Annotated in this window: 18 protein-coding genes; 6 read left to right on the forward strand and 12 right to left on the reverse strand. The window is 46.5% G+C overall.

Annotated features, from left to right (window positions below):
• Nucleotides 1–14: 14 nt before the first annotated feature.
• Entirely contained in the window at nucleotides 15–389 is a 375-nt protein-coding gene (locus ADIS_RS13340; RefSeq protein ID WP_010855076.1) for a phage holin family protein, read from the reverse strand.
• Between the two features lie 172 nt (nucleotides 390–561).
• Here ADIS_RS13340 and ADIS_RS13345 point away from each other — a divergent pair, with 172 nt between their 5' ends.
• Together ADIS_RS13345 and ADIS_RS13350 are read left to right on the forward strand one after the other, a co-directional pair.
• Complete coding sequence (locus ADIS_RS13345; RefSeq protein WP_035805966.1) at nucleotides 562–1,311, forward strand: acyl-CoA desaturase; 750 nt, start codon at nucleotides 562–564, stop codon at nucleotides 1,309–1,311.
• A gap of 259 nt (nucleotides 1,312–1,570) precedes the next feature.
• On the forward strand, nucleotides 1,571–1,945 hold the full coding sequence (locus tag ADIS_RS13350; RefSeq protein WP_010855079.1) for a BlaI/MecI/CopY family transcriptional regulator: 375 nt from the start codon (nucleotides 1,571–1,573) through the stop codon (nucleotides 1,943–1,945).
• A 131-nt stretch (nucleotides 1,946–2,076) separates the two neighbouring features.
• Here ADIS_RS13350 and ADIS_RS13355 read toward each other — a convergent pair whose 3' ends face one another.
• From ADIS_RS13355 to ADIS_RS13370, 4 genes are all read right to left on the reverse strand, one after another.
• Entirely contained in the window at nucleotides 2,077–3,540 is a 1,464-nt protein-coding gene (locus tag ADIS_RS13355) for a DUF1501 domain-containing protein (RefSeq protein WP_010855080.1), read from the reverse strand.
• Nucleotides 3,537–5,867 carry a PSD1 and planctomycete cytochrome C domain-containing protein gene (locus tag ADIS_RS13360; RefSeq protein WP_155907485.1) on the reverse strand — a complete coding sequence of 777 codons (2,331 nt, stop codon included), beginning with the start codon at nucleotides 5,865–5,867 and terminating at the stop codon, nucleotides 3,537–3,539. The genes ADIS_RS13355 and ADIS_RS13360 overlap by 4 nt, the downstream gene beginning before the upstream one ends.
• Nucleotides 5,868–5,903: 36 nt before the next feature.
• Nucleotides 5,904–8,303, reverse strand: a complete 2,400-nt coding sequence (locus tag ADIS_RS13365; protein ID WP_035805969.1) for a PSD1 and planctomycete cytochrome C domain-containing protein — start codon at nucleotides 8,301–8,303, stop codon at nucleotides 5,904–5,906.
• Between the two features lie 96 nt (nucleotides 8,304–8,399).
• Nucleotides 8,400–9,491, reverse strand: coding sequence for an o-succinylbenzoate synthase (locus ADIS_RS13370; protein ID WP_010855083.1), 1,092 nt, complete (start codon nucleotides 9,489–9,491; stop codon nucleotides 8,400–8,402).
• 88 nt (nucleotides 9,492–9,579) lie between these two features.
• On the opposite strand from ADIS_RS13370, the gene ADIS_RS13375 reads away from it, so the two are divergent.
• On the forward strand, nucleotides 9,580–10,791 hold the full coding sequence (locus tag ADIS_RS13375) for an S-adenosylmethionine:tRNA ribosyltransferase-isomerase (RefSeq protein WP_010855084.1): 1,212 nt from the start codon (nucleotides 9,580–9,582) through the stop codon (nucleotides 10,789–10,791).
• Nucleotides 10,792–10,820: 29 nt separating this feature from the next.
• Here ADIS_RS13375 and ADIS_RS13380 read toward each other — a convergent pair whose 3' ends face one another.
• The 4 genes from ADIS_RS13380 to ADIS_RS13395 form a co-directional block, all read right to left on the reverse strand.
• Nucleotides 10,821–11,225, reverse strand: coding sequence for a LytR/AlgR family response regulator transcription factor (locus ADIS_RS13380; protein WP_010855085.1), 405 nt, complete (start codon nucleotides 11,223–11,225; stop codon nucleotides 10,821–10,823).
• A 41-nt stretch (nucleotides 11,226–11,266) separates the two neighbouring features.
• Nucleotides 11,267–12,265, reverse strand: a complete 999-nt coding sequence (locus ADIS_RS13385; protein WP_162141572.1) for a glycosyltransferase 87 family protein — start codon at nucleotides 12,263–12,265, stop codon at nucleotides 11,267–11,269.
• A 469-nt stretch (nucleotides 12,266–12,734) separates the two neighbouring features.
• Nucleotides 12,735–13,757 (reverse strand): 3-hydroxyacyl-CoA dehydrogenase family protein, encoded by a 1,023-nt coding sequence (locus ADIS_RS13390; RefSeq protein WP_155907446.1) that lies wholly within the window; start codon nucleotides 13,755–13,757, stop codon nucleotides 12,735–12,737.
• 69 nt (nucleotides 13,758–13,826) lie between these two features.
• Complete coding sequence (locus tag ADIS_RS13395) at nucleotides 13,827–14,912, reverse strand: Gfo/Idh/MocA family protein (protein WP_010855088.1); 1,086 nt, start codon at nucleotides 14,910–14,912, stop codon at nucleotides 13,827–13,829.
• A 338-nt stretch (nucleotides 14,913–15,250) separates the two neighbouring features.
• Between ADIS_RS13395 and ADIS_RS13400 the strand changes: the two genes are divergently transcribed.
• Both ADIS_RS13400 and ADIS_RS13405 read left to right on the forward strand, forming a co-directional pair.
• Entirely contained in the window at nucleotides 15,251–15,673 is a 423-nt protein-coding gene (locus ADIS_RS13400) for a hypothetical protein (protein ID WP_010855090.1), read from the forward strand.
• 190 nt (nucleotides 15,674–15,863) lie between these two features.
• Nucleotides 15,864–18,803, forward strand: a complete 2,940-nt coding sequence (locus ADIS_RS13405) for a PVC-type heme-binding CxxCH protein (protein WP_238325433.1) — start codon at nucleotides 15,864–15,866, stop codon at nucleotides 18,801–18,803.
• Between the two features lie 7 nt (nucleotides 18,804–18,810).
• Here ADIS_RS13405 and ADIS_RS13410 read toward each other — a convergent pair whose 3' ends face one another.
• On the reverse strand, nucleotides 18,811–19,566 hold the full coding sequence (locus ADIS_RS13410) for an LOG family protein (protein WP_010855092.1): 756 nt from the start codon (nucleotides 19,564–19,566) through the stop codon (nucleotides 18,811–18,813).
• Nucleotides 19,567–19,834: 268 nt separating this feature from the next.
• On the opposite strand from ADIS_RS13410, the gene ADIS_RS13415 reads away from it, so the two are divergent.
• Entirely contained in the window at nucleotides 19,835–20,419 is a 585-nt protein-coding gene (locus ADIS_RS13415; protein ID WP_010855093.1) for a flavodoxin family protein, read from the forward strand.
• Between the two features lie 22 nt (nucleotides 20,420–20,441).
• Here the strand turns inward: ADIS_RS13415 and ADIS_RS13420 are convergent, their stop codons facing one another.
• Together ADIS_RS13420 and denD are read right to left on the reverse strand one after the other, a co-directional pair.
• A complete protein-coding gene (locus tag ADIS_RS13420; RefSeq protein WP_010855094.1) occupies nucleotides 20,442–21,194 on the reverse strand; it encodes an SDR family oxidoreductase in 753 nt (250 codons plus the stop codon).
• Nucleotides 21,191–22,168, reverse strand: coding sequence for a D-erythronate dehydrogenase (gene denD / locus ADIS_RS13425; protein WP_010855095.1), 978 nt, complete (start codon nucleotides 22,166–22,168; stop codon nucleotides 21,191–21,193). Before denD ends, ADIS_RS13420 begins: the two co-directional genes overlap by 4 nt.
• Nucleotides 22,169–22,226: the final 58 nt, after the last annotated feature.

Genomic DNA, 22,226 nt, shown 5'->3' on the forward strand with positions numbered 1-22,226 from the left:
GGTAAAAATGGTTCCTACCGAATAAATTTACCTTCGCCCAGGGAAATTCCCAGGATGGAATTGACCAGGGACAGGATAAGGCTGAACAACAAGGCCCACCAAAATCCATCTACGGTAAAACCGCTTACGATCGATGCGGCGATCAACACAAGCACTGCATTGATCACCAACAAAAAGAGTCCAAGGGTCACAAGCGTGATAGGGATTGTCAGGAAAATCAAGATTGGCTTGATAGTAAGGTTTAGCAACGCAAGGAGTGCGGCTATCACGATTCCCGTTAAATAATCGTCCACGTCAATGCCCGGCAATATATAGGCAGTGAACAACACTGCCAATCCGGCAACTACCAATTGAAAAAGGATTCCCAATACTTCTTTCGGTTTACTCATACATTTGACTGTAAATTCGTTGACTTTTTTCCGTTTCTTAAGGTAGGCAATTCATCCTTAAAAATATGAGATTTATCATTTTCTTGGAAAAAAATAAGCGTATTTTTCAGAATAAAAGCTCGAAGGGCGTACCTTTACAAAGTCTTATAGTGTTCAAAATTATCCCATTCAAGTGATTCTAGTCGTATTATTTCTCCTTCACTGGTACTTCTCCCTGTTTTGTCAAAGTTTTTTCCTTCACCGGTATGCAGCTCATCAGATGTTTGTAATGAACAAATATTGGGAAAAGTTCTTCTACATCTTTACCTGGATTTGCCAGGGTAGCTCGTACCTCTCTCCTAGGGCCTATGCTATCCTGCACCGGATGCATCATGCCTACAGCGATACACCTAAGGACCCACACAGCCCTCATCATACCGAAAACCTGTTTACGATGATGTGGAAGACCAAAAAAATATACAACGACCACTTTACCTTTCGGGTAAAACCTGAGGAGCGGTTCTCCAAAGATGTACCGGATTGGAACAAATTTGACCTTTTTGCCGATACCATGGTAGTGCGGGTAGGTTGGGCCGTGGTCTATATTCTCATCTACGTATTAAGCATCAGCGTGTTTGAACTCGCGGGCACTCACTGGTGGATGTACTTCTTATTGCCACTCCACTTTATGATGGGGCCGGTTCATGGCGCGATCGTCAACTGGAGCGGCCACAAGTATGGGTATGCCAATTTTGACAACAATGATAAATCGAAAAACTCGTTGTTTTTGGATTTCCTTATGCTGGGAGAGCTCTTTCAAAACAATCACCACAAACTTCCAAAAAGGCCAAACTTTGCGGTCAAGTGGTACGAATTTGATCCCACCTATCCGATTGTAAGGCTGCTACATGCATCTGGTGTCATAAAATTAAAGACTTCCTAAAATATCAAGTTCAAAAATAAACCACCTAATCCGGTGGTTTATTTATTTTTATGAATTGATGGTTTAATTTTTTTTCAGTTTTATACCTTTTATCGTAGATATTGTCATTTTTAGTTTATTTTTGAACTACAAATCCGAGTGCTTAGTGTTTGTTGTCGCCACCACGCTTAGACGTTTAGGGTTTTGGCCCAAGTACCAGATACTACCGCACAGTTCCCTTCCCAAATAACCATTGAAATGCACCTTAACCACAAACAAGATGAAAGAGCTTACAAGAGCAGAAGAACAGGTTATGCAAGTCCTTTGGTCCGTAGAAAAAGGTTTCGTCAAGGATTTACTTGCTAAAATGGATAATCCCAAGCCTGCTTACAATACCGTTTCTACGATCATCCGGATATTGGAGAAGAAAGGGTTCGTAAGTCACGTCGCCTACGGAAAGTCCCACGAATATTACCCCTTGGTCTCAAAGGATGAATATAGAAGGTTTTCCATAGAAAATCTGCTTTCCGGATATTTTGGTGGCTCCTTTGTGAAGCTGGCATCGTTTTTTGCGAAAGACGGCAACTTGGACGCAATGGAAATGGAGCGGTTGTTGGTGGAAGTAAAAAGCGAAGTGTTGGAAAACGACCGCTAAACCGACCCACGCGTTTATTCCAGCATTTAATCGTTATCACAAAAAATCCGGGGTTACGATTAACCCCGCCCCGGTTTTTTGTATTCACTTGGTATGCACTTTAATAAGCGGGAAAGTTAGTGCAAAATAGACTAGACTAACAAGTCACTTACTACCTTCCCCGCGACATCCGTCAGCCGAAATCTACGTCCCAAGTGCTTATATACCAATTTCTCATGGTCTAAACCCAACTGGTGAAGCACAGTGGCCTGAAAATCGTGTACATGAACGGGATCCTTTATGATGTTATAGCCAAAATCATCGGTTTCTCCATAAACGACGCCTGGTTTCACACCACCGCCGGCCATCCAAATCGTAAAACACCGAGGATGGTGGTCTCTACCATAATTTTCTTTCGTCAGTTTACCTTGGGAATAATTTGTTCTACCAAACTCACCGCCCCAAATAACCAACGTCTCGTCCAATAAGCCGCGTTGCTTTAGGTCTGTTACCAGTGCCGCAGTCGCCTGATCTGTATCCTTCGCCTGGGCTTTCATTTCCTTGGGAAGGTTTCCATGCTGATCCCAACCCTGGTGATACAGCTGCACAAACCTCACGCCGTTTTCAGAAAGTTTTCTGGCCAGCAGGCAATTGGCCGCGTATGTTCCAGGCTTACGGCTGTCCTCGCCATACAGATCAAAAATCATATCCGGTTCTTTTGACAGATCGGTGGCTTCGGGTACCGCTGTTTGCATCCGATAAGCCATTTCGTACTGGGCGATTTTCGAATGTATCTCCGGATCGCCCAACCGTTCGAACGACAAATGATTCAACTCAGACAGGCGATCCAGCATCTTTCGACGAAGTTCTTTGCTCATCCCCTCTTGATTGCTAAGATACAGTACAGGATCTTCACCACTGCTAAACTGCACTCCTTGGTGGACAGACTCCAAGAATCCGTTACTCCACAATTTGGAATAAACACCCTGGCCGTTACCGGTTCCCTTAGACAATAACACGGTAAATGCAGGCAAATTACTGTTTTCACTACCCAACCCATAGCTCAGCCATGCCCCCATACTGGGTCGGTTTCCCTGCTGGGCACCGGTTTGAAAAAATGTCAATGCTGGATCGTGGTTGATCGCCTCGGTATGCATGGATTTCACGATACAGAGATCATCAACAATCTTTGCGGTATACGGGAACAGCTCACTGACCCAAGCCCTTGCCTGTCCATACTGCTGGAAGTCGTATAGCGAACCCACCAACGGAAAGGAACTTTGGCTGGAAGTCATTCCGGTCAAGCGCTGCCCTTGCCGTATTGAATCCGGCAGCTCCTCCCCCCACATTTCCCTGAGTTTTGGCTTAAAGTCAAAGCTTTCCAATTGGGAGGGTGCACCGTTTTGAAAAAGGTAGATGACCCGCTTGGCCTTGGGAGCAAAATGAGGAATCCCTGCTTGGAAATCCTGGAATCTACTCCCAGATCTGCCGCTAAAAAGATCCGGAATTAATAGGGAACCCAACGCAACTGAACCTAATCCAAGACTAAGCTTGGAAAGAAAATGCCTTCGATTGGTGTTAAGCCCGTGCTCAATGATTTCTTTTTCTTTTGTCATGACTTTGTGATAGCTTCTTCCATATTGTAGATCAGGCTAACTACCTGCATCATCGCAGCTAGCTTGACCGGATCGATCGAGGAATGTAAGGGATATTCACCCACATTGATTAGTTTCTCGGCATCCACGGTATGGTCTTTCCAGTAGGCTGATTGATCCTCAAAATAAGCCCTTAACACGTGGAGTTCCTGTTCGGATGGCCTTCGGTTGATGATACGTCGAAAGGCTGCTTCGAACGTATCACCAAATTGACCTGATTCCGTTATTAATGTGGTGGCCAGGACGCGCGCACCTTCTAGTACCATCGGGTCATTCATCATAACCAAAGCCTGTAGTGGTGTATTGGTGGTGGTACGTAGGGGTTCGCACACGTCCCGGTTGCTCGCATCAAAAATAATCATACTTGGTGGAGGTAAGGTACGCTTAATAAAGGTATACAACCCTCTCCGATATAATTTCTCCCCCGAATCCTGTACATACGTCCCCAACAATCCAAATTTGGCTCCCGTAGAGGCAGCAGCTTCCCACAATCCTTTAGGTTGGTAGGGCTTTACACTTGGGCCGCCAATTTCGGAGTGGAGCAGGCCACTGCTTGCCATCACCAAGTCCTTGACAAACTCAGCCTTTAACCGCTCCCTTGGGGCTCTGGTATACCAGGAATTGCCCGGATCAGCAAGAAGTCGTTTTTCAGTTAACTCCGAAGACTGCCTATAGGTAGCAGAGGTCACCAGCTGCTTCAGCAGACGTTTAATATCCCAACCATTCTCCATAAAATCACGGGCCAGCCAGTCCAGCAGTTCCGGATGCGTAGGCAGTTTACCCTGCATGCCAAAGTCACCAACCGTCTCCACCAACCCAACACCAAAAATCTCTGCCCAAATTCTGTTCACGAACACCCGGGCTGTGAGCGGATGTTGATTGTCCGTTAGCCATTTGGCCAATCCTAGCCTGTTTTTGGGCAGATGCTCCGGAAATCCCATGATAGCCGTAGGCACACCTGGTTCGACCGGTTCTCCGGGCGCATCGTATACCCCTCGCTCCAAGATATGTGTGGCCCGAACGCTGTCCCGCTCACCCATCACTGAGACAATGAGCCCTAGGGTGTCCTTCTTATTTACAAAAGACAATATTCCTTCTATATCCTCGTCTGTGATTTCCATCTTGGGATGCTTGGCATAGGTATTAGGGCCACCGATATTTGATTCGTGGCCTACTTCTCGGATATTATTGAAAAAAGCATACAACTGGAAATACTCTTTTTGAGAAAGCGGATCATACTTATGATCGTGGCATTGAGCGCATTCCAAGGTGAGACCTATCATCGCTTTGCCGAAGGTATTGGTACGGTCAACCACATACTCCACCCGGTACTCCTCATCGATTACCCCCCCTTCCTCCGTAATCTTGTGGTTACGGTTAAAGCCTGTTGCCAAAACCTGCTCCTTTGTAGCATCGGGAAGCAGATCACCGGCCAATTGCCAGGTCAGAAACTCGTCGTACCTCATGTTTTTGTTAAACGCGTGTATTACCCAATCCCGCCAAGGCCATTGGCTTCGAAAGTTGTCATCCTGATAACCATGGGAATCCGCGTACCTAGCTACATCCATCCAATGAACGGCCATACGTTCCCCATAGTGCTTGCCACCCAATAACTCGTCAACCAGCTGATCATAGGCATCTGGTCTTTGATCAGCCAAAAACCGATCTTGCAGCTCTACGCTGGGAGGCAAACCCGTAAGGTCAAAAGAAAGGCGGCGAAGTATCATTTCCTTTGATGCCTCCAAATTCGGCAAAAGAGAACGCGCCTCTTGTTCTCTCAATATAAAATAGTCTATTTCATTCTTAGGCCACTTCGATTCCTTTACCTTGGGAAGGGCTGCCTTCACCGGCGGAATGAACGCCCAGTGAGGCTCATAGTTAGCTCCCTGACGGATCCACTTTTCGATGAGCTTGATTTCCCTTTCACTCAGTATAAGATTAGATCCCGGCGGAGGCATTCTTTCCATCGGGTCATCGGATACCATCCTTCTGTAGGCCTCCGATTCCTTGGGCATCCCGGGCACAAATGCATGGCTTCCAGGAGTATCCCTAAGTGCGGCAAAGGCTTCGTCGGCAAGATCCAAACGCAAGCCCGCCTCCCGCTTGTTGGCATCCGGGCCATGACAGGCAAAACAATTATCCGAAAGGATCGGGCGTATGTGCAGGTTATAGCTTACCTGATCCGGAATGGGTTCCGATCGTCCGTCCGGCCTATAGCACGCCGATACTATGACTACCACCAACACTGCACCAATAAAGGAAAACCAATGCCGATCTAAATATTTCATGATAATCGCTCTTGCCATAAATGACTGGTTCACGGATCAAGATTTTGTAATGGTCTCTTCCATATTATACAAGGTATGAATCACCTGCATCATGGCAGCCTGATCTATTACCGGTAAATCCGACGCTACGGGTGAATCCCCCACTTCCAATAGCTGTTCTGCGGCAGCTGGATCGCTTCCCAACACTCGAAGTAACTCTTGGTGAAAACCTACCAAAACGGCAAGTTCTTCTTTACTAGGTTCCCGCCCTACGATCTTCAAAAATGCGAGATTTAGTGCCTCTTCCACAGCAAGATTCCTTCTTAGCAGGGTCGCCGCAAGTGCCCTGGATGCCTCCAATACCGTAGGATCGTTTAACATGACCAATGCCTGAAGCGGCGTATTCGTCCTTGTACGCTCAATTTCACACACATCTCGGTTACTGGCATCAAATAGGATCATCGATGGAGGAGGTACCGTCCGTTTAACAAAGGTATAGAGGCCACGACGATACAGCCTATCCAACGAATCCTGCTGGTAAGAGGCCAAATTGCCTCTGCCCGAGGTAGCCAGTTCCCACAGTCCGGGAGGTTGGTAAGGCTTAACACTAGGCCCACCTATTTCAGGTACCAATAATCCGCTACTGGCCAAAACCACATCCCTGATGTGTTCGGCCGGAAGGCGCATACGTGGAAATCTGGACAGCAGTCTATTTTCCGGATCCTTACGAAGTTTTTCCTCGGTAACAACTGAACTTTGCCTATAGGTGGAAGACATGACCATCGACTTGACCAACGCCTTTATATCCCAACCGGTATCCATAAATGACACAGCCAGCCAATCCAACAGCTCCGGATGCGAGGGCAAGGATCCCTGCATGCCAAAGTCGCCAGGGGTATCGACCAGCCCCTCTCCAAAAAACTGCATCCACATTCGGTTCACAAATACCCTCGCCGTAAGTGGATTGTCCCTGTCAAATAACCAGTTGGCAAGACCTAGCCGATTTTCGGGGTAATCGCCAAAGGACAACAACGCCTCCGGCGTACCTGGCGATACCGGATCTCCGTGCGCTTCATATTCCCCCCGCTCCAAAATATAGGTTTGTCGCAAGGTATCAAGATCACCCATTACGGATACACGAAGGTGACCGATTTCCGACAGCAGAGCTTTATGGTTGGCTCCTGTCTTTACATCACCAATTAGCGCCGTAGCCATGGTGATGGAATCCGGACGATTGACGAACGAAAGAATCCCGGCTATATCCTCGTCGGTAATCTCCATCATGGGATATTTTGCCGGGCTTTTTCGGGAAAATCCGGGCGATGCCTCCTCTATACCCCACTCAGCAACCTGATTGAAGAACGCATAAAGTTGAAAATACTCCTTTTGGGAAATGGGATCGTATTTATGGTCATGGCACTGCGCACACTCCAAGGTAATACCTAAAAACGCCATGCCCAACGTGTTCGTGCGATCCACAACATACTCCACCCTGTACTCTTCGTCGATGGCACCCGACTCTTCGGTAATCTTGTGGTTTCGGTTAAATGCCGTGGCGAGCTGGGTTTCCTTGGTGGCATCCGGAATCAGATCGCCAGCAAGCTGCCAGGTGACAAAGGTCTCGTAGGAAAGATTTTTATTGAATGCATGTATGACCCAATCCCTCCAAGGCCATTGGGTTCGATAATAATCATCTTGGTAACCGTGAGAATCTGCGTACCTGGCCACGTCCATCCAATGTACCGCCATTTTCTCTCCGTAGGCTTGACTGGCGAGCAACCGATCGACTACTTGTTCGTATTTTTCGGAGCTAGGATCTTTCAGGAAATTTCTCATTTCCTCTACAGTAGGTGGAAGTCCTGTCAGATCAAGTGTTACTCTACGCAATAACTGGGCAGGATCCGCCTCGTTATTGGGTTTCAGGCGATTTTTTTCTATTTTTTCGAGTACAAAATAATCGAGTTCTTGCTTAGGCCACGACTGGTTTTTAACAGCTGGCAGTGTGGATTTATGAGGGGGAACAAAAGCCCAATGTGGCTCGTATCGAACTCCTTGGCGAATCCATTTTTCTATAAGCCGTATCTCCCGTTCGGTGAGTTTCAGATTGGACTCTGGTGGCGGCATCAGTTCCATCGGATCCTTATGAATCATCCGCAAATAGGCTTCCGAGGAGTTTGGAGATCCCGGAACCCATGCATATTTGCCAGGGCTTTCCTTTAGCGCACTAAACGCATCTTCAGGAGCATCAAGCCGAAGCCCCGCTTCGCGCTTATTGGCATCCGGACCATGACAGGCAAAGCAATTTTCGGAAAGAATCGGCCTAATATGCAGATTATAGCTCACAATCTCAGGAAATTCCTCGTATGTGTGATAAGACCCCCCATCCTTACAACCAGCCAATAGAAGGAACCAACCTAGGGATACTAGAAAGAAAGGGCGACAAATAGAAATCGGCATACAGAAACTGTGATCATTTCAGACTCGGATAAATATAGCTATTTCGTTTAAATCTACCATCTCTTCTAGGAAGAACGGTCATATTATTCGCTCTCGTTACTCCATAGCACCCCAAGGTCTACGGGCATCGTACCAAAGATACCCATCTCTCACCGTAAGAGGGGATTCTATGTTGTTGTGGTACAACTGCCCCGTCCCCAAGCCTTGTGGCAAATCGGGGCTATAGGTTGCGGCAAACTGCGCGATAGCATTCAACCCCACATTGCTCTCCAATGCAGAGGTCATCCACCATCCGATCCCGAGGCCTTCGGCAATGGATATCCATTTTGCCGTAGCCCCTAATCCGCCCAAAAGCGTGGGCTTCAGTATGATGTAGGTGGGCTTCAGATGGGATAGAATAGACCTCATCTCAGATTCACGAGGTATACCGATCAGTTCTTCGTCCAGCGCAATCGGCACAGGGGAATGCCGGCACAAAGCTGCCATTTCGTCGTATTGACCTGCCTGTATCGGCTGCTCTATACTGTGAATATTTAACTCCTTCAACCTTTCGAGTTTTGCGAGTGCATCCGCTGGGGTAAAGGCGCCATTTGCATCCACCCGAAGAGTAATCTCATTTTTTCCATACCTTTTTCTAATTTGGTACAAAAGCTCCCATTCCGTATCGAAATCGATGGCTCCGATCTTCATTTTGATGCATCGAAAACCCGCATCGATCTTTTCCTTGATCTGTCTTTCCATAAAGTCTGCTTTCCCCATCCACACCAATCCATTGATGGGAATAGGTGCTTGATCGTCGAAAAAAGAATTCGGAAAAATCCGTCGAATCCCTCCATTAACCAAATCCAAAAAGGCTGTTTCCAAGGCAAATCGGACACTCGGAAGTTCTAAAGGTACCAAAGCTGCTATTTCATCCATTAACGCTTTGCGGTCGGTCGAGAAAGAACATTGCTCCACCGTTTTCGCAATATGCTGCATAGAGGCAAAAAAATCCGGTCGATCATCCAAACTCAACCCAACCAAAGGTCCCGCCTCGCCTATTCCGAAAACACCGGGAAAATCGGGGGATCTAAGTTTCAGGAGGTAGTTATGTTTCTCCCTAAGTACACCCCGGGAAGTGCCCGCATCAAACTTGAAGCGGAGTGGTAGAGGAACGATCTCTGCGGATACACGGACTTTTCTATTCATAGCACAAACCAAAACTGAAACAATAAAACCTGTATATTTGCAACTCAAAACTACGGATTAACTCCCATTGTTTCCCAACACAACTACCATGGCGGACCGCCCAAATTTGCCAAAATCTTCATTTTGGTACGAACTTCCAGAAGACCGCATCGCTAAGTATCCGCTCGAAAGACGGGATGCATCCAACTTGTTGTGGTACAAAGACCAGACCATAAGACACCACCGCTTTTCAGACCTTCCCGATTTATTGCCTCCCGATTCATTAATGGTATTCAACAATACCAAAGTGATTCCCGCGAGGTTGCTTTTTCAACGGGAGACGGGATCTTGGATAGAGATTTTTCTATTAAAACCCATCGAACCCAGTACAGTCATCCAAACTGCCATGGAGGAAACGGCATCCACTACCTGGGAAACGATGATTGGGAACCTCAAAAGGTGGAAAGATGGAGAAAGACTGGTACAAACCGTCCGACTAGCGGAAAAAAATGTTCAGCTTACGGCAACGCTGCGAAGCAGAGAGGAGCGTTTGGTCCAACTGGAATGGGACAGTCCTTTTCCTTTCGCCTCGATAGTGGAAGCTGCGGGAAAGGTGCCGTTGCCCCCCTATCTCAACCGAGAGGCCACCGATGCGGACAAGGAGACCTACCAGACGGTATACTCAGCCGTGAAGGGTGCAGTGGCAGCGCCTACCGCGGGTCTGCACTTTACACCACAGATTCTCGATTCCATTAAAAGCAAAGGGATCGAAATGGATTACCTAACCCTACATGTAGGAGCGGGTACGTTTCAGCCAATTTCGGTAGAAAATGCGACAGAACACGCCATGCATGGGGAACAAATGGTGTTTACCGCTGACAACCTACGCGCACTAATTCATACAAAAGGGAAAATAGTGGCGGTGGGAACTACCTCAATCCGCTCTCTTGAGAGCCTTTATTGGTTTGGCATAAAGCTAATGCGGGAAAAGGAAACAACGTTCGTAATCCCCCAAGATTACCCCTACCGAAACCACCCGAACCTACCACCGTATAAAGAGGTTTTCTCTTTTGTGCTTGGGTGGATGGAAAAAAACAATAAAAAGAAATTAGATGGAGAAACCGCCATCTACATTTACCCCGGATATACATTTAGGGTAGTGTCCGGACTGGTTACAAATTTCCACCAGCCCGGATCTACACTCATTCTTCTGATCGCTGCCTTCACGGGAGAGAACTGGAGGGAGATCTACCGTCAAGCTCTTGAAAACCGGTATCGTTTTCTTAGTTATGGAGACAGCAGCTTGCTATGGCGTGAATAAAGATCGTCAGGAATTCACCTTTCCGACCACTACTCGCCACTTCCAAGCTTTTGGATGCCGTTGATCAAAGTTTGATAGTAAGTCCGACCTACAGGTACCTTTTCGCCGCCAACACACAATTCCTTTGGAGAAATGGTGGAAATAAGTTCCAAATTGACGATGAATGATTTATGGATTCGAATGAAAAGCTCTTCCGGAAGGATCTCCTCGAACTCTTTAAGGATATTTCGAAGGGAGTAGGTCTTTTTGGTGGTAACCAGCGTGGTGTAGTTTCCATCGCCCTTTAGATAAACGATTTCTGGATACGCCACTTTGGTAAGGCAACCCTTGTCACGGATGAACAGCGCATTTTTGATCAAGAGCTCTTTAGCTTTAAGGTGGGTTCCATTGGAACCATTTCCCGTTATAACCTTCAACGTTTCATTAATTTTCATATGGTTGCTCTTTTATGTAAATCAGATACATAACCCACACCCTATTGTATTGTTTGCGCTCGATTCAAATTTTGCCAATCCCTAGCCAGAAAGGTAAAAACAATCAAATACTGAAGGATAAGAATCCATGAAGATTCCGACACCGGCGTGCTACGATAGTTAAGGTATGACAGTGAAATCATGAAGGACCAAACCTGCATCGCACGGATTTTTGTAAAAACACTCAGACCAAGCGGAACGAGTATGTACCAAGGATGTACTACGGCTTGGAACGTCAAATACACTATGTAAATGAAAACCGATAAATAAAAGATATCCAATCGATTATGAAACCTAAAAGAAAAAAATAGGATAACCGCAGCGGCTATCATCGAAAGGAATGGTGCGATGTATTGTATAGGATTATAGTCCATCCAAATCATAGAAACATTCCGCACGATATAATAAAGGGACGCATTGAATTCAAATTTCCCATAATACAAATGAACGCTAGCCAAGAAATTTTCCAGATAAGGAAAAACTGCCAAGTTGCAAACAAATAAAATCACTACAAAGGCTACAGTGAAGGCGAAAACCTGCTCATGTCGATAATAATTACGAATCAAAAAATTCGGCAAAAGAATCAGTGGGGTTAGTTTAACCGATACGGCAGCAGCAAACCAAGCCCCTCCCAAGAAAGCGTTTTTGTTTACACAGGCTAAAACGCCCAGAATGCATAAAAGCATCATGCCTTCAAAATGGAGATTCCCTGATACTTCAATAATAACCAACGGATTGAGCGCATATAAGAGTGAGTTTACGGGAGGCAAACCATTGACTAGTAGTAATTTCCAAATAAGTAGCAAAGTCGCTATCTCAGCGACCAATAGTAGTATCCTTAAAGAAACCAAAGAATAGAATAAATCATAGGTACCTGTAAAAACAGCAAGTGAAAAAACCACTTGATTTAGAGGCGGATAAACACTGAAATAATCGGGGGAATTTAAGCGAGGAAATAAATCTACAAGAAATTTATCCGCACCCAATGTCCCGTGTGCCATCACCTCCGAAGGGGTGTATTTATACGGACTGACTCCCTTTAACACCAAAAAGCCATCCCAAAGAAACCTTGCAAAATCTTCGGAAAGAGAAGGCCAAGCGAATAGCAAAACCAATCTGGCCAGAAAAGCTATCGCGAAAAAATACCAGAGTGGATAAGAGCCACTACTTGCCAACCGGAAAAGGATCCAAAAAAGGCCGAAAGAAATCGCGAATGCAGTGAGGAGCCAAAAAGCATTCTCTCGGGGAATGAGATAACCCATAACCCCAATCACAACCAAAAAGGAAAAGGACAGTGCGTTAAAAAAGAGCGGTAGCTTACTCATGGATCTGGCCGTGGCTACTGCTTTTATTCGCACAACATATTCTTAGTCCCGCTTCCATTGATCCAATGTTCTTTCTTATTCGCCCATAAGACACTTAAAACCAAACTTGACAAGAAGGAGGCGCTCCATCAATGGCCCTTGGCGATTAGGTAGGCGTATCCAACTCGTCGACATCGGAAGGCGAAGGACTTCCCAGCTTCCTACTTACCACATCATGGGGATATTTTAGGGCAAGTTCCCGGATTTCGTAGGTGAATCTACTGTAGGTTTCCTCCCACAATGCCCTCTCTTCCTCGGTGTAGGAGTAGAATCCTCTGCCATTGAAAATACCGTTTCCACCATTCTCGACTATGTTGTTGATAAGCGAATTGGGACCATGGGCGTTGCTTAGTGTAGGGAACAGTTCCTTCATTACGGTATGATAGGCTCCGATACCAGTCATATCCATCCAACGAAACACGCCAACCATGGGAATGAAATACCCTGCGACATTTCTACACGCTCGATCCACATCCTCAATGGTGGCATATCCCCCCTCGACCAGATGTAAAGCTTCCCTATACATCGCATACATAAGTCGGTTTCCTATAAAACCACGTATGTCCTTTTTTACCAAAACCGGCTCTTTATCCCATTTTTCCGCCAGTTTATATAGATAATCTGCAAGAGAATGATCACTCTTCTGGCCACAAATGATCTCTAGAAACCGGGTTGTATGAGCCGGCTGCATCCAGTGCAGACCGAAAAACCGAGCCGGATTGGAAACAAATTCCTGTAGATCTGAAATAGGAATTGCGGAGGTATTGGAGGAAATAATAGCGTCACGCTCCACCGCTTGGTCGATTTTGGCGAAGACAGCTCTCTTAATTTCCAAGTCCTCCTTCACCGATTCAATAACAATGCTGGCTGGGCGCAGTTTTTCATAACAATCGGTAAGAACCAGATTGGCCATGTATTCCTCTGCCTTTTTTGGCACCAATCCCTTCTCCCAGGCAATCTCCAGATAGGTTCTGATGCGACCTTCACTAGCCGGCAGGTTTTCCAGGACTGGCTCCAAACCGATCACTGAGTGACCTGCTATCAACATACAGGCAGTAATGCTGCTACCCATTAGGCCCAAGCCCACCATGCCAATGGTGATTTCACCCGACTCGCTAGAATAACTCATACAAATTTATGATGTCTATATAATTAAACTGTGATCGACCAAATTGGTCGGCAAAAACTCGATAATCCATCAATCCAAGAATACGACCTGTCCCGTTCGCACCGACTCATCGCAGGCGAAGGCGATTCTAAGACTGTTTACAGCATCCATCATGTGATCCTGTAGGTTGATATCTTCTTGGATGGCCTTAAGAAAATACTCCTGCTCCCTTTTACACAATCCGTTGTGATCTGGCTCATCGGTTAAGTCTATCCACTCGTCCTCTTTGGCAAATTTCTCGTCTTTGGTCAACTCACCGCTATGAACCAAAAGCGACTCTGTTTTTGTGTGCGCTTCGATGCTGTCCGATTTTCCGGATCCCCCAGCATCCTTCGCCACGATCGAAACAGATCCATTTGGCCCAAATACATCCTTTATGAAAAAAGCGGTTTCACTTACCATCGGGCCCCACCCTGCCTCGTACCAACCAACTGAACCATCCTCAAAGCGAATCTGAAGGTTCCCATAGTTATAATTGCCTGCCGGAATCTCTTCGGTCAGCCGTGCGCCGATTGCATAAACTTGCTTAGGCTTGGATCGGGTCATTTGGCACATCACGTCAATGTAGTGAACCCCGCAGTCGACAATAGGGCTGAGGGATTTCATCAGGTTGCGGTGCAACGTCCACATAGCTCCTTCACTTTGTTGGTTAAGATTCATCCTCATTACCAAAGGCTTGCCCAATTTGTGGCTCTCGGCAATAAACCGCTCCCATGACGGATGATGCCTTAGAATATAGCCTATCACAAGTTTCTTATTATGCTTGGTAGCGGCGTCTACCACCCGCTGGGCACCCTCTACGGTATCGGCAAGGGGCTTTTCGACAAATACATGACAACCCTGCTCAATGGCATGCACTGCGTAGGCCTCGTGGGTGTCCGGATAGGTCGATATACTCACCGCATCCGGCTTGGTTAGGCCCATTGCCTGGTAATAATCGTCATAGAGTGGGTAGGTGGCACCTAGCTTATTATTTAAAATTTCCTTTGACTTTCCTCCAGAGACCAAACCAACTATCTCAAATTCAGGTAGCTGATGATAGGCCAACGCATGGGAGGATCCCATGTTTCCACAGCCAACAACAAGGATTCTTACGGGTTTAGATATTTGGGTCATGTAACAGCAGTCGTTTATAGGGTAAAACTTTTGTTTTGATATCGAATCTAAAATTAAAGAAAAATGATTGGCGAAGGACATCAAATCGAAACTAATTTAAAAACCAAATCCCAGATCGATCTTGCCGTTCCGCTCCCAACCAGCATACAACCAGTAAAACAACCTAACAACAACTCCGCGTAAAAAATCTTTCTTGAAACCATATACAATATAATTGAATAGATTCAGTTAACGTTTATAACAATCAACAAAATTTAAAACATAGATTGTACAAGTGGTTGTTTGTTAAAATCTATTTTATAAATTTGTACAATTAAACGTAATTTACTTAATCAAATATGGGAACTATCAAGGAGTTTGTAAAGGAGTACAGCCAACTATTGGCAAATGAATCACCGTTTATTTACGAAGACGAGGACGGCAAGCGATATAAGTCAGTCGAAGAGGCTTATAAAGGCGGAAAAAAAGTTACTATCAAAAATTCCAACGATTCGGCCATCGAATATCTAAAAGGAATGGGCATAGAATCTAAGTCGGATGTATCTAAATTTCTTGAATTGCTTAATCATATTTTTGGCTTTGAAAGCGGAAAGAAGAGCGGTACAAGAACCCGTAAAACTTACACAAGTGAGGAGAAAGCTGCCTTGATGGACGCTTGGAGCAAAGCAGAGGCCAACCAAGTTAGCAAAGTTGATTTCTGCAAAGAAAACGACATCACTTACCAAACCCTGATGAAGTGGTTAAGGGAAGCGAAAGCGTAAAATAAAAAGGTCGGTGTTTTCTCCGGCCTTTTTTTATTTCTATGCTTTTGAGTATTTTTAATGAATGATAAAGGCCCGATTAAAATCTCTCTCCACAATCTTTATACTCACGGGCTGTGTTCTGGCTTGCGTCGAAAAAAAAGAAGACTGGGCTTTTGAATATGCCGCAAACAAAGAGGTTGCGGATTACATGAAAAATTTTGAAGGTAGGGGGGCTGTAACGGATTCGCTTGCCCTACCTCTCGATCCTAAGGAAGCACTACTACGTTTTGAAACCGCGGAGGATCTCGATATTACATTGGTATTAGCCGAACCAGCGGTTTCCCAACCAGTCGAACTGAACTTTGATCACAAGGGAAGGCTGTGGGTCGTGCAATACAATCAATACCCCTACCCAAAAGGACTAAGGATCACTTCCATTGACAATCATACACGGGTTTTATTTGACAAAATTCCTGAAGCTCCACCCGTCGGAGTGAAAGGTGCAGATAAAATCACATTCTTTGAAGATACCAACGGAGACGGCGTATTTGATAAATCCACCGATGCCATTACCGGGCTAAACATTGCCACTTCGGTCAATATCGGGAGAGGAAGAATTTGGGTTCTTACCCCCCCTTACCTTATCTCCTATCCAGACGCAAACGATGACGGCATTCCGGACGGCGATCCCAAGGTACATGCCTCGGGATTTGGCCTGGAAGATACCCATGCTGTGGCAAATAGCCTTACTTGGGGGCCAGATGGGTGGCTTTATGGCGTACAGGGAAGTACCACTACAGCCTCCATAACTACCAGTGCATCCAACAACATCGATTTTTTGGGGCAGGCGGTCTGGCGGTTGCATCCAGAATCAGAGGTATTCGAGCTTTTTGCGGAGGGTGGCGGAAACAATCCTTTTAACCTCGAATTTGACAGCAAGGGTCGGATCTTTTCCGGATCCAACGGATCGGACAGGGGACCCTATTATAAACAGGGAGGCTACTATATCAAAAGCTGGGGCAAGCACGGACCATTGACAAATCCCTATGCCTTTGGTGTCTTACCAAATATGCCCCTTGAGGGAAAACCACAACGGTTCACTCACGGGTTGGTTCGCTATGAGGCCAATTCCCTTCCCGAAAGATACCATGGGAAACTATTGGCGATAAATCCGTTGCACAACTACTTGCAAGTGACCCGTCTTGAACCCCTGGGATCTTCTTTCAGGACAATAGACGAAGACATAGCCCTGTATTCGGATGATAAATGGTTTCGGCCTATCGACATCAAAACCGGGCCGGATGGAAATGTATATCTTACCGACTGGTACGACAGTAGGCTTACCCACGTGGATCCCAGGGACACCTGGCACAAAAGCAGCGGAAGAATTTATCGAATCGGAAAGAAAGGCGGTACCATTGGCTATACGATCGGGGACCTCAGCCGCCTAAGCATTGAGGATCTGATCCAATTGCTGGCTCACGAAAACAAGTGGTACCGACAGCAGGCCCTCCGCATATTGGGAGACCGTAGAGACAAAGATGCCATTCCAAGACTTCAAACGCTATTGAACGAAACCAATGGCCAACTGGCACTGGAAGCCTTGTGGGCATTGAACCTTTCGGGTGGGCTGGATGAGAAGCAGGCACTCGTGGCCCTAGCGCATCAGGATCCGTTTGTGAGAGCTTGGACGATACGACTGGTAGGAGACAGAAATCAACTCTCTGAAAAAACAGCAAAAAAAATCACCGATCTATCCCTCATAGAGGTTCACCCGGAGGTCATCAGTCAATTAACTGCCACCGCTAAACGCCTGCCTCCATCCCAAGCCTTACCTATCATCGAAAATCTATTGCAGAAAAAAGGACTGGAAGACGACCCCGACATACCAATGCAGCTATGGTGGGCAGTGGAACAAGTAGCCGGACAAGACAACGATGGATTGTTAACACTTTTCGAAAACAAAGGGTACTGGAAAAACAAGATGGTTTCTCAGGTTATCCTAACAAAGCTTGCACAACGTTGGATTATGTCCGATAAGGCGGCTGATTATAACGCATGTGAGAGATTACTCTCGCTTGCCATCACCGCAGGAAAAGAATCGCTTGTGGTTGATGGAATTATGGAAGGCTTGAGAGGAATTGCGTCGGTGAATCTTCCTGAAAGCTTAAAGACAAAACTAAACGCCCATCAGAATAGCTTCGGTAACGCGCCACTTACCCTGGCCGTTAGGCAAGGAGATAGCCTGGCAATCGAATCGGCTATACAAATCATCCAAAAAAAGGAGGCCCCCCTACCTCTCCGTTTGGCCTATATATCACTTTTTGGGGAAGTGGATATTCCAAATGCCGTCCCATCCCTGTTGTCACTGGTTCAAAAAGACCCCTCTTCTGCTATTAAGCAAGCCTCCATCCACGCGTTGGAAAGCTACCCGGCAGCCGATATAGGCGATAAACTCGCTGCCATGTATCCTACCATTCGAGCGGATGAATACGTACGGGAAGCCGCCATTCATCTCTTTTCGGTTAGAAAGGACTGGGCGTTGGCATTTTTTCGAGAAGTCGAAGAATCCCGTACCATCCACACAACAGACGTGCCGTACCTCTTGGCCAGAAAATTCCTTCTGCTTTCCGATACACAGGTTTCGCAGAAAGCGAAAAAACTATGGCCGGAAAGTATCCCCTGGACTGCGGACGATAAGAAAACTGAAATTCAGCGGGTAAGTAAGGCATTAACCGGCAGCAAAGGAGATAGCCACGCAGGTAGGCAAATCTTCCAGAACAAATGCCTGTCGTGTCATAGATACAACAGTCCTGGAGGAATTATTGGCCCGGATCTATCCGGCTATGATTTGAAGGATATCAATTACCTCCTGCTACATGTAATCGACCCAAATGCGTCAATCAGGGAGGGATATGAAACCTTTCATTTCGAAACGACCGATGGCAGAACGCTAGAGGGAAAAATCGGCAGGCAGGAAGGAACCACGCTGCAAATACAGACTTCACATAATGGGAAAACAATCGCCCTTCCCGAAAACCGGTTGAAATCACGGGAAATCCTACAGTGGTCAACCATGCCGGAGGGCCTGCTTACCGGATTATCAAATCAGGAAATTAAGAATTTGGTAGCCTTCCTTACGGAATAGATCGGGGTTAACCCCTTTCTCCGAGCAAAGGTGAAGGCGTCAGTTCTTCCCTCCTTTTCAATCCAAACCCTTCGATTGCATACTTGCGGAGATGTTTCTCCATTTCGTCTACATCATCTGTGAGCAGAAACAAATCGAGGTCTTCCTTGCTAATGGTACCTACTTCTGCCATATACAAAATGTGCTGATAAATATGACGGTGAAATTGGGTCCCCATAAGGACAACGGGGAAACGCTTCATTACTTCGGTTTGAATAAGCGTCAACGCTTCGAAAAATTCATCGAGGGTACCGAACCCCCCAGGCAAAACGACAAAACCGTAGCTATACTTTGACAGAAGAACCTTACGCACAAAGAAATACTTGAAATCCATGTAACGATCCAGAAAGGCATTTGGAAACTGTTCAAAAGGAAGAACGATGTTGCATCCCACTGATTTTCCTCCGGCTTGTTTTGCGCCGCGGTTTGCCGCTTCCATTATGCCGGGCCCGCCTCCCGTCATAACCGTAAAACCCAGCTTGCTTATTCGTTCGCCCACCGTTACGCCCAGCTGATAGAAGGAATCCTTTTCCTCAAATCGGGCAGAACCAAAGACCGTGATGCAGGGGCCTACAAAGTGAAGGGTCCTGAATCCCCTAACAAACTCCAGTAAGACCTTCAGGCTAAATTTAAAATCTTTGATTCGACTTTGAGGTCCCGCAAAAAACGCCTCCTCCTCGGGATTTACGAGGGGAATAATCCTCTTTTCCTGTTTTTTAATCATAGCTTCGTCAAAATTAACCGTAAAACGCAGACTTTTTCTAAAATCATCGGAATTTTTAAAACTGGTACTAAGCCGAATGGTTTTGCAAACGAATCAAAAATATTGTTTGATGCAAACCATATGCCAGCCTAATCATTCGCGAAAACACCTTATTTCTTCGAATTGAATTGCCTACTTCTTGTCATTTTCGCCACCGCGGACAATATATCTATTTTGCTATCTTTGGACAGAAAAGTACCTTCTCGTCAACCAATCGATTTATTGTATTATGTATCGATTTATTATAATCAAGCTGTCCTTACTGATTTTACATTTTGCCTCCATCGCCCAAGACCTCCCCTCTGTGTTGATCACCTATTATTCCCAGTCAGGCAACACAAAAACGATGGCCGAAGCAATAGCACGAGGCGTATCGGCTTCTACCTGCGTGGCGTTCCAAGTAAAGCCAATCCAAGAAGTAACGGAGTCAGAGCTCCTTTTGGCCGAAGCCATTATCCTTGGATCACCCGTTTATAACGGCAATATGCCGCCCCAAGTGCAGGAATTTATCAATACCTGGCCATTTGAAAACCGGCCATTTAAGGATAAGCTCGGAGCAGTCTTTGTCACCGGAGGAGGGTTTTCGATCGGAGAGGAACACGTCATGTTCAGTCTCATCCGGTCCATGTTAATTCATGGTATGGTCATCATGGGCGGAGAAGAGGTAGAATCTTCCTTTGGCGCATCTGCCATAACTGGGGAAGGGGACTTTGGGGGCAAAGAAATGGACGAGCATTTTTTGCTCAAAGGAGAGGGCTTGGGAAAGCGGGTTGCCACATGGATATGCAGCAACCGAAACCCCAAACACCAATAAACAATCGGTTCTTTTCCTTCACCTACCCCCGTCCCATATAGGGCATTCCGTTTGCCATGATGGTCATGAATGGAATATTGGTATCCGCAGGCAGGCCGGCCATATAGGCCACTGCCCTGCCTACATCTGCCATATCCATGGTAGGTTCAGGTTTGATCGTACCGTCCGCCTGTAAAACCCCCGATGACATTTTTTGGGTCATGGCCGTGGCAGCATTGCCTACATCAATCTGTCCACAAGTGATTCCGTATCTCCTACCATCCAGGGAGGTGGATTTGGTGAGTCCTGTTACGGCATGCTTGGTAGCGGTGTAGGCAATAGAAAGGGGTCGAGGCACATGGGCGGATATAGAACCATTATTGATTATCCTACCGCCAGCGGGCTGCTGTTTTTTCATCAGGCGAAAAGCCTCCTGCGTACAGAGAAAGGCACCTGTCAAATTGGTATCCACTACACGTTGCCAGACCTCCAAAGAAAGTTCCTCAAGCGGAACATACGGCGCATTTATTCCCGCATTGTTAAAGAGTAGATCCAAGCGTCCAAAATGAACTTCAATCTGTCGAAACAAGGACCGAACACCCTCAGCCGAGGTGATATCACAGGCCACAGCCATCGCTTCTTTTCCCTCGCACATCTCGGCGGTTCCTTGCAGATTTTCCAGACGTCTGCCTGCAAGCACCAATGTCCAGCCTTGCTGGTCCAGCGCGTAGGCGACCGCCCTTCCGATACCGGATCCTGCCCCGGTGATCAACGCAATTTTTTTATCCCCAATCATTGGTAGTTGGTAGTGTTAATGTTCTCTTCCTCTATGTAATTTCGGATTATTTCTTCGGTAGAATTATCCCTGACAAACCCCAATGCCAACGCCCTATCGGGTAAAAAATGGGGAGGCCAGGTAAGCACAATCCGCTGAAGGAATTCGTCCGGCTCGTAAACTGCCCTGTCGGCTACTTCAGGTCCGGCAACACGGCGCAGGCTTTCCAAAAGCTGACCTACCGACGCAGTGATGCCCGGCAGGGTGATCACTCGATCATCGCCCAGCAATTTTTCCTCCAATACGGACGCATGCAGCAGGTTCTGGACCAGCCTTCTCGGGGACAATAGCCAAAATGCCGCATCTTCGGTCACCGGATAGGTGGTAGCCACCCCATTTAATGGCTCCCGTATGATTCCGCTAAGAAAGGAGGATGTTGCTGCATTGGGCCTACCGGGACGAACCGTTATCGTAGGCAGACGAAGCGTTCTTCCATCCACGAAACCCCGCCTGGAATAATCATTTACCAGTAACTCAACGATTGCTTTTTGGGTGCCGTAAGAACTCCTTGGCTTCGGGGCCGTGGTATCCTCAACCACTTGGGTGACATCTCCTCCAAAAACCCCGCAGGAACTGGCAAATATCAGCCTCGGTTTGTGGGCGAGTTCGCGGCAGATTTCCAGTAACTGCAACGAACCATGCAGGTTAACCTTCATGCCAAGCTCAAAGTTCTTTTCGGCTTCTCCACTAACGATCGCCGCCAAATGAAAAATCACGTCGGGCCGTTGGGTCAACACAGGCCGGATGACCCGTTCCTCGCTAAAATCGCCGACAACCAGCTCAAAGCGGCTATCCTCGATGAGCTCGTCAGAAAAGCCCATGTCTATGAGCGTCAATCTACTGCTTGGGTCATCCTTAAAGGAAGCCTGCCCAACCCACTCCTTGGCCAACCTACTTCCTACAAAGCCACCTCCTCCAATAATTACTGTATGCATACTTTCTATGGTTATTTGTTTGGTTGCGCAAATTATTAGGACCGCCAATCCATAGACC

The organism is Lunatimonas lonarensis (genome assembly GCF_000390185.1).
GTDB classification, from domain to species: domain Bacteria; phylum Bacteroidota; class Bacteroidia; order Cytophagales; family Cyclobacteriaceae; genus Lunatimonas; species Lunatimonas lonarensis.

Excerpts from the sequence above, each read along its gene's own strand:
- ADIS_RS13385 (WP_162141572.1), bottom strand. The coding sequence starts at position 12,265 with ATGGCACACGGGACATTGGGTGCGGATAAATTTCTTGTAGATTTATTT.
- ADIS_RS13380 (WP_010855085.1), bottom strand. The coding sequence starts at position 11,225 with ATGAAAATTAATGAAACGTTGAAGGTTATAACGGGAAATGGTTCCAAT.
- ADIS_RS13405 (WP_238325433.1), top strand. The coding sequence starts at position 15,864 with ATGAAAAATTTTGAAGGTAGGGGGGCTGTAACGGATTCGCTTGCCCTA.
- denD (WP_010855095.1), bottom strand. The coding sequence starts at position 22,168 with ATGCATACAGTAATTATTGGAGGAGGTGGCTTTGTAGGAAGTAGGTTG.
- ADIS_RS13370 (WP_010855083.1), bottom strand. The coding sequence starts at position 9,491 with ATGAATAGAAAAGTCCGTGTATCCGCAGAGATCGTTCCTCTACCACTC.
- ADIS_RS13400 (WP_010855090.1), top strand. The coding sequence starts at position 15,251 with ATGGGAACTATCAAGGAGTTTGTAAAGGAGTACAGCCAACTATTGGCA.
- ADIS_RS13350 (WP_010855079.1), top strand. The coding sequence starts at position 1,571 with ATGAAAGAGCTTACAAGAGCAGAAGAACAGGTTATGCAAGTCCTTTGG.
- ADIS_RS13420 (WP_010855094.1), bottom strand. The coding sequence starts at position 21,194 with ATGATTGGGGATAAAAAAATTGCGTTGATCACCGGGGCAGGATCCGGT.
- ADIS_RS13355 (WP_010855080.1), bottom strand. The coding sequence starts at position 3,540 with ATGACAAAAGAAAAAGAAATCATTGAGCACGGGCTTAACACCAATCGA.
- ADIS_RS13410 (WP_010855092.1), bottom strand. The coding sequence starts at position 19,566 with ATGATTAAAAAACAGGAAAAGAGGATTATTCCCCTCGTAAATCCCGAG.
- ADIS_RS13375 (WP_010855084.1), top strand. The coding sequence starts at position 9,580 with ATGGCGGACCGCCCAAATTTGCCAAAATCTTCATTTTGGTACGAACTT.
- ADIS_RS13365 (WP_035805969.1), bottom strand. The coding sequence starts at position 8,303 with ATGCCGATTTCTATTTGTCGCCCTTTCTTTCTAGTATCCCTAGGTTGG.
- ADIS_RS13390 (WP_155907446.1), bottom strand. The coding sequence starts at position 13,757 with ATGAGTTATTCTAGCGAGTCGGGTGAAATCACCATTGGCATGGTGGGC.
- ADIS_RS13360 (WP_155907485.1), bottom strand. The coding sequence starts at position 5,867 with ATGAAATATTTAGATCGGCATTGGTTTTCCTTTATTGGTGCAGTGTTG.
- ADIS_RS13340 (WP_010855076.1), bottom strand. The coding sequence starts at position 389 with ATGAGTAAACCGAAAGAAGTATTGGGAATCCTTTTTCAATTGGTAGTT.
- ADIS_RS13395 (WP_010855088.1), bottom strand. The coding sequence starts at position 14,912 with ATGACCCAAATATCTAAACCCGTAAGAATCCTTGTTGTTGGCTGTGGA.
- ADIS_RS13415 (WP_010855093.1), top strand. The coding sequence starts at position 19,835 with ATGTATCGATTTATTATAATCAAGCTGTCCTTACTGATTTTACATTTT.